This window comes from Vibrio sp. QJM3NY_39, from assembly GCF_057785895.1.
Genome location: NZ_CM173506.1, coordinates 1,181,570 through 1,194,096, shown reverse-complemented (window position 1 = coordinate 1,194,096; position 12,527 = coordinate 1,181,570). Strand labels below are relative to the sequence as shown.

Genomic DNA, 12,527 nt, shown 5'->3' with positions numbered 1-12,527 from the left:
TTAGAAATAGTAGTAAGCTGCTGCGAATACGTGTGTTTCTTCGTCGTATTGCGCGCTAGTTTTACCCACACGGTAACCGTCTAAGTCTTGCTTGATATCAATACCCATGTCAGCGTTGTCAGCAATACGGTACATTGCAGCGATATTGATGTAAGAAGAATCTACGTCAGATTGACCATCTAATTCATTGCTGCTAGACGCGTAACCTGCTGCGATTGTTAGGTCTTCAGAAACTGTGTAGCCACCTGAAACGTAATAGCCCGTATTCTTAGCAGAATCACTCTCTTCAATCCAAGAGTTCATACCTAGTTTAAGAGCACCAACCTTAACGTTACCTGTCACTGTGTAAACTTCGTAATTAGCATCGTCATCACGAGCTTCATAACCTGCGTATAGGTTGAATACCTCTTGCTCTAAACCGATGTAACCGTTAATGCCTTTATCCGCATCATTATGATCGTCACCTGTTTCAAAGTAAGAAATACCATAAGCGATACCGTTTGTTGCGCCTTGGAATTTAACAACATTGAAGCCATCAGATGCATCACCAGCAGAAGCGCCAAACTCGTAAGTGTTATCGCCAGCGCCATCCACTTTGTCTAGTGCTGTGTCGTTTTCCCAACCGAATGAAGCAATACCGTAGCCAGTATCGAAACCTAACCATGCTTTGTCTACGTCTGTTGCTGGACCAGTATCGATACCGTTTGTCCAACCAGCTGTTGCTGCGTCGTTCGCAGATACGTTGTTGTCTGTCGTGTAGTTCACCATCAAGTCAGTTTCGAAATAACCAACAATACGGTTGTTACGGTAGTTTACGGCAAGAGTAAGACCCGTTGCCCAGTCATCGTAGAACGCTTTAGAGCCAGTGTCGTAGTAACCACCAACACCGAAAGAGCCTGATACTGAGAATTGATCTTTGTGCATTGAATCGAATGCAAACATGTCTTCGTTTTGGCTGTTTTGGCTGCTTGTGCTTACAGCGAAAGCTGAACTTGAAATGCTCGCAATCGCAAGTGCTACTAATGTCTTTTTCATGATAACCACTACCTATATATTGATTCGGCCTTGTTAGTCCGGCCTTTTGGAGTGGCGCTATTGTTCAAAAAAATACGTTATTGATATACCGTAAATTTACTGAAAATTTTATAGCTTTGGTGAATTAAATTACATAATGATATGTTGATATGGCTTTTATATTGAGAATCGCAAGCCGAGCGTAAACCCGATATCCGTGCTGTTATCCATATTCCGGATGTTCTCAATCATCACGGGATTTGTTAGGCAGAATTAAAATCCTGAACCTATAAAAAACACCGTTCAATTAATGCAGTAAATGTACTGCTTATCATTCGACAATCTAGAACTAAGAGTTATAAAAAACTTAAAAATAGAACCTATGATATATATAAGAATCTTATCTTGCACTGAGCCACTCGAACGAATATCTTCTGAGTATTGACCTAATGAATATATCGAGAAAGGAAAAACGTGCCTGCTTTAAGCCTAAGTTTTGAACAGCTATTAATGAAACAATCAACCTCTCTTATTAATAGCGATCCTAAAAACTTTCAAACAACGTGGTCAGAAGCAAGCTTTGACGTACTCGATTGGTTCGGGATTGATCGTTTAACGCTATACCCGAATTCAATGGTCTTACTCGAAGACGGGAAAACTTGTTCAGTATCCAAAGCAAACATACCTCCTGTCGATAAGAAAAGTTTGGTTGGCGGTAACTACCTTGATTACCTAAAGCTATTGAAAACCAATGAAACATATCTCACTTTTACCAGCGACGAACTCGTTTCAACCAAAAACTATGTGTTAAAGAGGATCTATAAAGAAGGGGGAAGATGGCACTGCATCATTCCTTTGCAGCTGTTTAACCAACGCTGGGGAGCATTGTCTTTCACTAACTTTCACGACAACGATACCACCTTCAATCTCGAAGACATCCAGCGCTTAAAGTTAGTCTGTGAACTTTGGCTCTGTTATTGGCAGCACTCAACGCTAGCGAGGACACTAAAACAAAATGAGAATCGGCTAGCAGATGATAGTGAAAAGCTATTATTACTCACCAAAAAAACAAACCAAGGTTTTGGCTCTCATTGCTCAAGGGTTTAGTGCAAAAGAGTGTGCAGAACAGCTCCACCTTAGCTCTCGAACGATAGAATCGCATAAATACAGAATGCTTGGATTGCTCGATTTAAACAGCCACAATGACCTGATTCAATTCGCCTTACGCAATGGCCTAGGTCTTACAGAAAACCTACACACGACACGTTAAAGCAAGGCTATGCACACTTCTTTACGCATAATATTGATTGTTATTCGTTGCCTTCACTCAGAGCAAATTTGATTTCATCCGACGAAAAGCCTTTTCGACTTAACATTGCGTACGCCTTTGAACGCTCTTTGTGATCGTTGAGGTCATATGATTTCTTCTGCAGCTGTTCCAAACAAGATGAATAGAAATCCAGTTGCTCCTCATTAGTTAATCGGTCGACCAACGATGACAACTCGCTGGTGTCGATTTGTCGCTGTCTGAGCTCTTGCTGAATAGCAGTCAAGCCTTTGCCTTTACGAGCATATTTAAGCACCTCTTTTTCCAAATCAGCTTTCTCTGCCTTAATTTGAATATTACTTTTCAGTTCATGCGACTGCGTGTGCTGGTCAATCGCTACCTTCACCTGCTGGTAGCTAAAACCACGCTTTTGTAGGGTCGCGACAAGCTTTTCACGGCTCATGGTAAAACTTGTATAGTAATGGTTGATACGGTCTATCAAGATGGTTTGCTCATCAATAGACTTTTCGAAGGAAACTTTATGGATTGCATCAGAAATCACTGAATCGGTCAGGCCTTTCTTCTTCAATTTTTCGACAATATATCGAGAACCGAATTCACCAGAAAAAGCTTGTTCCACGAATTGTTCTGCAAACACTTGGTCAGACTTGAGATACCCGAAGCCTTTCAGTGTCCCTAGAGTTTCATCGATCCATTCTTGATTGTCGGTTTTCACTTTGAGCTTCGCAACCAACTCGCTTTCCGTCATATCTCTCTGGGTTAGGTGCCACATCGCAGAGTTCATGACGCTTTCAATTCGTGTTGCTTTTCTTACCGTTGTATTTCTACTATTCGTTTTTTGCTGTGAATCATCCATTCGCTTTCAACTGTCCAAACTAAGCCTACCCCATCATAACGTAATTCTAAGGCGGTTGAGTGACATAAAAGAATGAAGCTCAATATAAACGGAAGCCAATAAAAATGGACGCTTATTCAGCGTCCATTTGATATCACATTAAGAATGTCGACTCTAAGCTGCGCTTAGCTTTGTCGTATTAGTTTTTTTCGTAATAGCTCTTTTCGAAATCGCTTTTCGTATTAGCTCTTTCGCTTAGCTCTCTTCGTGATTGTAAATATGCACATCTCGTTGAGGGAATGGGATCGTGATACCTTCTTCATCGAAGCGTTTCTTCACGGTTTCCGTCACATCCCAATACACATCCCAATAGTCATCGGTCTTAACCCAAGGTCTGACGACAAAATCAACAGAAGACGTATTCAAGGTATGAAGCTTGATCATATGCTCCGGTTTTTTCAGTACTAGAGGGTGCGCAAGAATGATGTCGTTCAATACCGCTTTCGCTTTATCGATATCATCTGAGTAACCAATGCCGAAGACCATATCAACACGTCTCACACGCTCTGCAGTGATGTTGTTGATCACGTCACCCCAAATTTTGTTGTTCGGGATCACCAAGCGTTGGTTATCGATGGTTTGAATGGTCGTCGACACTAAGCTCATGTCTTTTACTGTGCCTTGAACGCCGGCCACTTTAACCATGTCGCCCACATCATAAGGACGATAGATCAAGATCATCAAACCTGACGCAAAGTTAGATAGTGTGTCTTGCAATGCGAAACCAATAATGACACCCGCAACACCGAAACCGGTTAATAGTGGCGCTAGCTCAATCCCAATTTGAGACAGAGCGATAAGCAAACCAATAAACACGACCGCTTTAGATGCGATGGATACGAAGAACTCCTGCATCAATACGCTAAAGTCCATTTTAGAGTGCGAGACACTCTTACGAACGGTCTTACGAGCCACGTTAGCAATAAGGCGAGTTACGTATAAAATACCAAGAAACAGAGCGAGTTTAACGATAAATGAAGGCGTGTTGTCAAACGCCCATGAACTGAACGATCGAAGCCAGCTATCCAATAGATCCAGTGCAACATCGACATCCAACACATCGGCGTTAATGTCCCCAGTCGTCGCTAATAGAATGCGCTTGTACGAAGTGACATCCACACCAAACGGGGCCATCATAGAGATACTTGTCTCTAAGCTGGCAACCATTACACTGGTTCGTTCGCTGAAACGTATTAACTCAGTTTTTATTGTCGCCTTTTCGTCTTCACTAACAAAAGACAAGCGACGCTCTAGATCTTGACGCTGCGTGTCTGTATACAGGATCGCATTGGTCAGATATTGAGAACGAGAAACCAATGCGGTTTTTAACTGGCTTTCCGCAGCCGATACATCAACGCCTCGATCTTTTGACCAACTTAAGGTTTTAGAGAGTTGCTGATAGTAATCATCCATCATTCCGATACGTTTTTGAATCAACAATTCAAGACGCTTTTTTGAATCCCCCTCAGCCGAACGGTTGTCTTTGCTCATAGAGACAATTTTGACTTCGTTCAATGACAATAAATGTTGTAAAAGATCTACCTGTTGGGCAAGAACAGCGTCTAAGCCTTCCTTCTTATCGGATGATAATTGGGAGGAAATCTCTTTACGTAGTGCTTGGTTCTTTCGTCTTAATATATCTTCTAGAAACGGCTTCTCAGCATCGTGCGCTGTTTCTAATGTTGTTAGGTCCAGCATTAGCTGGTCTTGTACTTCTGCTATTTTATCGACACTTTGTGCAAAACTCCCTGATGCAACAAACGCCAACATTAAAAATAGACAACGCCAAACCTTTATCATGTTAATTCCTATGAATGTCTAAATTGACCCCTTAAATAGTAGTAAAAAGAATATGGATAACAAGTATTTAAACGTATGTTGTGTTAAAAATTCGCAAAATATCAGTACGTATCTAATATTTGAGAGTTCCAATCCCCTCTTATGATCTGTAGAGTACGCAACCAACAAAGAACAACAGCCAATATCGTCACTTAAGCACATGCACAAAAACGCCTTAAATCCGATGTTAGCTAACAGCAAGAGAGCATAGAAATGAACAACGAACTTGATATTATCGAATCCTTAGAAGAACTAGAAAAGTTCCTAATCTCAGTGGAAGCTGGCGGTTTGGGTCTTGAAGGCGTTGAAGGTGTAGGCATGGCAACCAATAATTCAGATGGTCGTCACTTCGTTGCTGTATTCAACAGTAGCCACAAAGTTCTGCTCGCTCGCTGGATCACCAAAGAAGTTTTCGAAAATGGTAAAGACTTGGTACGTAATGGCCCTCGCCGTACTCACTAAGCCTTTCCAATAGAACCAACGATTAAGCCCAATAAGTTCCTATAAGATCTGTTGGGCTTTTTGCATCTCCTCATCGTGAATAAACAAATCGATACAGAATAAATTAGTTCTAATTGCCAGTTGTTGTGAACTTTAACCAGAGCCCAATGTCGTATTCGCGTGAGTTGATGTTTATACGTCTTTTATCGTGTATATGCCGTTTCCCGCGTTTATATAGTTTCTCTAGTTTATACATGGTTTCACTTTAACAATTTTATGACTTGTGGCGCGAAGAGAACTTATCTAAGCTAGCCACAATTCAATGAGCTCGCTTTAGCTATTAACTATTAACAGATTTGATTACCGACTAATTTGCTGAACACATCGCTACTTTTCTTACCCACACAGAATCGCCAACAAAAGCAATCGCTTTGGGCGCTTCTCCTTACCGGACTGGTTATCATAACTTGCCTGGCGAGTACGCTGTCTGCAAATAAAGTAACGGCTTCAGCTTCCTTAGTTGAACAATCAATATTTGTCGGCGCAGAAACCAGCAACCCACATGCTGTCATCGCATCTTTAGATAAAATGTCTGAGCTTTACGCCAGCGTTTTTGGTTCAGAAGCATCTAAAGCTCTGACAACACCAAATTCAAGTTCATGCAGCCTGAGTTCGAAAATGCTGACCTTTGCCGCCCCGAAAACCGGCTGGCTGATACCATTCGTACTTATTATTGCTGTTGCATTTAACTTACCTCCTCACATCTCGAGATTATCTAGAGACAATCATCGCTCTGCTCGACCTACAAAACACCGCTTACACCTAAAGCACTGTATATTTAGAGAGTAAATAACCGGGCTATTCCACCCTTTTATTTATTTTTTGGAGATACATTTGTGTACAACACACTACTAACTAAGTTTGCCGATTCGTTGGCATTCTGCATGCGCACATGCGCAAAAGCTTTCGTCACTGCAATCTTAGTCATGACGTCATTTACCGCCCTGGCTCAAACCACGGGCTGGATAAGCGTGCCTGAGCATCCGCCAGTTAAGATGCGAATGATGTCGACGGGTGAACAGTCGGATAAAGGCGGTACCGTTCAAACTGTATTGGACGTTACACTCGACGGTGACTGGAAAACCTATTGGCGCAGCCCAGGTGAAGGTGGCATTCCGCCAAGCTGGGATTGGTCTGATTCAACTAATATAGAGTCTGTAGATTGGCATTGGCCGATCCCTAAATACTACGAACAACTTGACGTAATGACGCTGGGATACAAAAAGCACGTAAGCTTTCCTGTCACCCTAACGTTGAAAGACAAAACGCAACCCGCTGTATTTAGGGCTTCTCTCTCGTTCCCGTCGTGCACCAATATTTGTGTTTTGACTGACTATGACATCGAACTCCCTATCGACACACAGCAATTGAAGTTCGATGAAGAAGCGATGTTCTTGTTCAACCAAGGCATGAGCCAATCTCCAAGAGAAGCGAACCGGACTTCAGTGAACGGTCTGTTTTGGGACAAAAGCAAGCAACAACTGGTCACTCAACTAACCAGTAACGAAGGCTGGGATAAGCCGATGGTGTTGATTGACGGGCAAGAAGTCATCGATGACTTCTTTGCTCAACCAACCGTCCATATCACCGGCAATACCATGACCGCGGTATTTGACGTCAGCAACTGGCTTGGAGAAGTCGACTTAACCGATCGTACTGTGAGTATCACTGTTTCTGATACCAACTTCGCGGAAGAAATGGTTGCACCGGTTGGTTCTAAGCCTATCGCATACCAAGAGAGCAATAATGGTTTTTGGGTGATGCTTGGCTTTGCCCTCATTGGTGGTTTGATACTCAATATCATGCCATGTGTACTGCCAGTATTAGGGATGAAGTTAAACAGCATCATTCACAACCAAGGCGCATCAAATCGTCACATCCGAATCTCATTCTTAGCTTCAGCTATGGGGGTGATTACCTCCTTCGCGTTGTTGGCCTTTGGCATGACCGTTCTAAAAATGGGTGGTAACGCAATTGGTTGGGGAATCCAATTCCAAAATGTTTGGTTCATTGGTTTCATGTTGATCATCACTTTATTGTTCTCGGTTAACTTGCTCGGTCTATTTGAATTCAGATTACCATCAAGCATGAACACTTGGATGGCCACCAAAGGTAATGACTCCCACAGCGGTCACTTTGTTCAAGGCATGTTCGCGACACTGCTTGCTACTCCTTGTAGTGCGCCATTCTTAGGTACGGCTGTGGCTTACGCATTAGGGGCGAGTTACCAAGAACTGTGGGCGATATTCATTGCTTTAGGTATAGGTATGAGTGCGCCTTGGTTAATTTTCGCGCTGTTCCCAAGTCTTACAAAACTGCTTCCAAAACCTGGGGCATGGATGTTCAGAGTTAAGCTGGTATTTGGCTTAATGATGTTCATTACCAGTCTATGGTTAGCAAGCCTAATGAGCCCATTCATTGGTAAATTCCCGACGATCCTGTTGTCACTGTTTATCGTGATTACAGTATTGATTTGGATTGGCCGTAAGTTGGGTCGCAAGGTACTTATTCCTATCGTCGCAACCACAACCTTGGTGTTTGGTGCTGCATTAATCGTAGGCAGTGTGACCGCAGACAATTGGGTGACACCGATTGTTGACGATCTCGCTTGGCAAAAGCTAGATGCAAAACAAATCCCTCAATTGGTTGAGCAAGGCAAAACGGTATTTGTCGATGTGACCGCTGATTGGTGTATTACCTGTAAGGCCAACAAGATCGGCGTCGTTCTCCAAGACCCTGTCTACAGCCACCTACAGCAAGAAAACATTGTTTTGATGAAAGGCGATTGGACAACACCAAGTGAAAGTGTCACTCAATACCTACAAAGTAATGGTCGATTTGGTGTGCCATTTAATATCGTCTACGGCCCAAGCTATAAAAGCGGTATTCCACTGCCTGTCATTCTCGACAGTGACACTGTCGTTCAAGCCATCAACGCTGCGAGATAATTGATGAAGACTCCCAACAATGAAGATAAATCTAGCACGACTGAAGACAGTGCTGTTGTAAAGGGTGAAACCAAAAAGCCAAGTCGTCTTAAGAAGTGGGGAAAGGAACTCGTCTCAATGATACTGATTGTTGGCGTGGTGTCATTTGCCATGGACTTTTATCACAGCAGGAATATGCCTCAGGGAGACGCCATTTCAATCGTTGGCCAATCACTCCAAGGTGAGGATATTGATGTTATCGAGCTAAGCAAAAATGGTAAGCCCGTCATTGTTTATTTTTGGGCAACATGGTGTGGTGCATGCAAATTAGTGAGTCCGACCATTAATAGCTTCAGCGACTCGCATCAAGTAGTGTCAGTCGCCTTGTCATCTGGGTCAGACGAACGTGTTCAGCGGTTTTTGGATGCCAAAGAATATCAATTTCCTACTATCAACGATATTTCAGGATCGATCAGTAGGGATTGGGGAGTCAACGTCACTCCAAGCATTGTCATCATCAAAGATGGAAAAATAAGCAGTATCGCAACAGGCGTTACTTCCCCTATTGGGCTTTGGCTAAGAACCTACTTTTCCTAATAAACCAGGTAAAAGATAAGCCACTTATTAATAGATTTAAATCGCTAAAGACGAACCTCTAGCGGTTACACAAAATTAGAGAATAGAAATGAAAAAGTATCTTATAAGCACATTGATTATTAGCTCATTGATGAGTAGCAGCGCTTTTGCCGAGTTGAACAAAGAACAGACTCAGCAACTTGAAGAAATTAACCAATTTCTAAAAGACAACCCTTCAACGATCTCAGGTTTACATACCAGCTTAGAGCAGTATGTCGCAGGACAAGAGCAAGCGATGAAGGCTCAAGCAGAGAGTCACGACTGGCTGTATAACAATGATGCTCACCCAATTACGGGCAACCCAGAGGGTAAATCGGTCATCATTAACTTTACCGATTATAACTGCCCTTACTGTAAACGCTTGGAAAAGGGCTTGGTTCAATTAGCTTCTGAAAACAACGACATCAAAGTGATCAACGTGTACTTATCGTTTAAACAACAACAAGTTGCAGGGCTAGACACCAACGCGGCGCTATACGCGATGAAAGTATGGAAAGATAACCCAGAAGCATTCCCTGAAGTTAATAGATTGCTGATGGCCAAAAGCGGTATTCACTCGAAAAGCTCACTAGAAGCCGTTGCCAAGAAGACGGGAACAGAGGCGGAACTAAAAACAACTAAAGAACAAAACCAGGTTCTAACCACTAACCACCAAACGTTCAGTGCACTCGGCTTAACGGGCACTCCAACCATGATGATGAACGGAAATGTTTTACCAGGATATGTGCCTTACGACCGACTTAAAGATATCGTGGATGACGCTTTTTAATCGAGTGTAGATAGAGATAAAGACTCGAAAGAGAAGTGAATAAAAGCCGACTCGCGTCACTCGCCGTCGGCTTTTTAATGAGCTTAAGATAATGTTTTCAATATTATTTTTGAAACAGAAAAGCAATCGAAATGTCACTATCTTGCAATGGATTCTTAATTTACCCTCGCTACGCTAAAAGCTGTTCTGTCGATGAGTCAAAGACGTGTTAACTCAAGACAACTGTCCTTTGACCGAGCCTTGCTTGGTCTTTTTTTTTGCTTAACTCAGCAAGCGACAAACAAGCGCGCCCGGTTCCCTTAATGCATCCACGTTATAGCTGAGTACACGCCCAGAAGATGGTGCGTGGTAGCGGCGACATTCATTACCGAACGCATCATATTGGATGGCGAGCAGATCATCTTGTTCGACACTTTGCAAAAGCTCGACCTGAGGCAGCACAAAGCCACCAATATCGGCGCGGATAGACACGACGTTGTTTCCTTCTATCCAGTCCATACTTGGCAGCTGCTTTGCCTCAAACGGGTCTTCACCATTAAGCATCTCGTAGTAAGACAGCATATTAAAAACACCGTCCACGGCTCGTTGAATCATGTCAGGCTGAGTAAACTTACCCATCCCCACTTCCACCGTAATGCTCGGAATTCCACTTCGATTCCAAACCGTTTCGAGAATCCCCGGATCGCCAGGATCATTGAGAACACAATCTGGCGTCATCAACCTTGCCATTTCAAGGCATTGTTCAATTCGGTAGTCAGCAAAAACATAAAGTGGGTAGACAGCGCCACGAGTTTGGGTATGCAGGTCAACGGCGAATGTCGCATTGTGTTTGAGTAAGCGATCCCACAAAGACGCAACAAAGCGCTCTGCCGCTAAGCCATTCGCATCACCCGGAAATAGTCGATTAAGGTTGGCAGGGCAAGAGCCCGGATCCGAAGAGATAAAATCGCGGTTGTGGTTAAGCAAACCCGACAAATTCACAGTAGGCACTATCGTTACCGTGCCTTTGAGAGTTTTACCGACTAAGTCTCTGATAATTTGCTGAGCAGCCAACACACCGTTGAGCTCATCACCGTGAATACCAGCGGTGATCATCAACTTAGGACCTGCTTGACTGCCTTTGAAAACAGAAACCGGCATGTTCTTGGGTTGCCCTAGCCCATCACTGGTTACTTGAAACCAAAACTGGTGCTCTCCAACGGGTAGGTCTTCAACATTCAAGGAGCCAATAACCTGCCTACCTTGTAAAACATCGCCTAAGTACTCTGTTTTCATCCAACGTCTCCATCTTGTTGAGCAAAATCTATTCTCTTCTAAGTTTTTGCATCATAGAGGATATCTTAATCAGTACAAACAGTTAATAAGATGAACAAGCTCTGACTTCCCCATAATAATCATTCATCTCATCATCACTTCCCCTAAATAGAAGCCTGTGAAAGTATGCACTCAAGAACATACAAGTTATATAACCATTCACAAACCACTCAGTCTATTGAAATAAAAGTGTAATAAAATCAACACTTAAAAAGTTCCCCCTTCACGAAAATGTAATTTTATAGAAATGAAAGCTTAATTTAGCTGCTCTAAATTAGCTTCATATCGAAACGGAGAGCACATTGCTCACGGATTTTAAAATACAAGGTAAGTGATTATGAAAAAGGCAGTTCTAGCTTCTGCAGTGGTAGCGGCACTAGTTTCAGGTTCATCTCTAGCAGCAACAGTTTACAGCTCTGATGGTACTGAGCTTAAGATTGGTGGTCGTGCAGAATTCCGTGGTGATTTCATCGGGTCAGGCGGTAAAGAAATCGACGGAACCATGAAAAATAAAAGCCGTGTGCGTTTAAATGTTGGCGGCACTACTGAAATCACTAGCGATCTATCTGGTTTCGGTTTCTACGAAGCAGAACAAGGCGTAAATTCTTCAGCAGATAACGATGAAACTGATAACTTTAAACAACGCTATATGTACGCTGGCCTTGAAGGTAACTTTGGTGCTGTTTCGGTAGGTCGTCAAGATACAGCCGCTGCTCAAATCTCAGAAATGTCGGATGTTACTATCTACTCAGGTGATCAAAAAGCCTTCATTAACGCGGGCAACGAGCAGATTAACAACACGTTCGTGTACGCTTACGATGCTGATGCTCTTTCGTTGAAGGCAAGTTTAATCGCTGGCGAAGATAAAGATACAGACGGTTACGGTATCTCTGGTATCTACACATTGCCTATGGGCTTAGGTTTTGGTCTTGGTTACTCAGGTAATGACAATGGTACGGGTAATGGCTCTGCAACCGCTGTAATTGCTGGTATCAACTACAAAATGGATGCTCTATACCTAGGTGCCACCTACACAATGGGTGACCTAGACGACAAATCTAAGACTGAGTTCTCTGGTGTAGAAGTTGCGGCTAAGTACAAACTAACCGATCAATTTGAATTGGCTGCTTTGTACCAAAAACAAGAAAAAGACGCGACACAGAACATCACTGTAGATACAGCTGATTTCTTCGAGCTAACGGGTACATACAAGTTCAACAAGTCTATCCGTACTTACGTTGCTTACCAATTAAACAACCTAGACGATGTACAAGTTGCAGGTCTAGAGACACAAAGCGAAGATTCTCTTCGTCTAGGTCTACGCTACGACTTCTAATCTAAATC

At 42.9% G+C, this 12,527-nt stretch carries 9 protein-coding genes and 2 pseudogenes; 6 read left to right on the top strand and 5 right to left on the bottom strand.

The annotated features are described in order from the left end of the window. Together AC3CHU_RS21225 and AC3CHU_RS21220 are read right to left on the bottom strand one after the other, a co-directional pair. On the bottom strand, window positions 1-1,035 hold the full coding sequence (locus AC3CHU_RS21225; RefSeq protein ID WP_171311624.1) for a porin: 1,035 nt from the start codon (window positions 1,033-1,035) through the stop codon (window positions 1-3). A 156-nt stretch (window positions 1,036-1,191) separates the two neighbouring features. Next, window positions 1,192-1,269, bottom strand: a pseudogene (locus AC3CHU_RS21220) (DUF3187 family protein); the annotation flags it as partial. A 255-nt stretch (window positions 1,270-1,524) separates the two neighbouring features. Here AC3CHU_RS21220 and AC3CHU_RS21215 point away from each other — a divergent pair. Further along, window positions 1,525-2,284 (top strand): annotated as a pseudogene (locus tag AC3CHU_RS21215) (response regulator transcription factor). A gap of 40 nt (window positions 2,285-2,324) precedes the next feature. Here AC3CHU_RS21215 and AC3CHU_RS21210 read toward each other — a convergent pair. Continuing rightward, complete coding sequence (locus AC3CHU_RS21210) at window positions 2,325-3,158, bottom strand: RecX family transcriptional regulator (RefSeq protein WP_054545743.1); 834 nt, start codon at window positions 3,156-3,158, stop codon at window positions 2,325-2,327. 234 nt (window positions 3,159-3,392) lie between these two features. Next, the gene (locus AC3CHU_RS21205; protein WP_065207019.1) at window positions 3,393-4,997 is read right to left on the bottom strand and encodes a mechanosensitive ion channel family protein; all 1,605 of its coding nucleotides are present in this window, start codon (window positions 4,995-4,997) and stop codon (window positions 3,393-3,395) included. A gap of 252 nt (window positions 4,998-5,249) precedes the next feature. Here AC3CHU_RS21205 and AC3CHU_RS21200 point away from each other — a divergent pair, with 252 nt between their 5' ends. The 4 genes from AC3CHU_RS21200 (at window position 5,250) to AC3CHU_RS21185 (ending at window position 9,869) form a co-directional block, all read left to right on the top strand. Further along, window positions 5,250-5,498, top strand: a complete 249-nt coding sequence (locus tag AC3CHU_RS21200; protein ID WP_004731805.1) for a hypothetical protein — start codon at window positions 5,250-5,252, stop codon at window positions 5,496-5,498. 923 nt (window positions 5,499-6,421) lie between these two features. Further along, entirely contained in the window at window positions 6,422-8,485 is a 2,064-nt protein-coding gene (locus AC3CHU_RS21195) for a protein-disulfide reductase DsbD family protein (RefSeq protein WP_488526321.1), read from the top strand. Between the two features lie 3 nt (window positions 8,486-8,488). Next, the gene (locus AC3CHU_RS21190) at window positions 8,489-9,061 is read left to right on the top strand and encodes a protein disulfide oxidoreductase (RefSeq protein ID WP_488525603.1); all 573 of its coding nucleotides are present in this window, start codon (window positions 8,489-8,491) and stop codon (window positions 9,059-9,061) included. Between the two features lie 88 nt (window positions 9,062-9,149). Then, a complete protein-coding gene (locus AC3CHU_RS21185; protein ID WP_488525602.1) occupies window positions 9,150-9,869 on the top strand; it encodes a DsbA family protein in 720 nt (239 codons plus the stop codon). A 261-nt stretch (window positions 9,870-10,130) separates the two neighbouring features. Here AC3CHU_RS21185 and AC3CHU_RS21180 read toward each other — a convergent pair whose 3' ends face one another. Continuing rightward, the gene (locus AC3CHU_RS21180) at window positions 10,131-11,144 is read right to left on the bottom strand and encodes a succinylglutamate desuccinylase/aspartoacylase family protein (protein WP_488525601.1); all 1,014 of its coding nucleotides are present in this window, start codon (window positions 11,142-11,144) and stop codon (window positions 10,131-10,133) included. 376 nt (window positions 11,145-11,520) lie between these two features. On the opposite strand from AC3CHU_RS21180, the gene AC3CHU_RS21175 reads away from it, so the two are divergent. Next, on the top strand, window positions 11,521-12,519 hold the full coding sequence (locus AC3CHU_RS21175; RefSeq protein WP_171311613.1) for a porin: 999 nt from the start codon (window positions 11,521-11,523) through the stop codon (window positions 12,517-12,519). The last annotated feature ends 8 nt before the right edge of the window (window positions 12,520-12,527 follow it).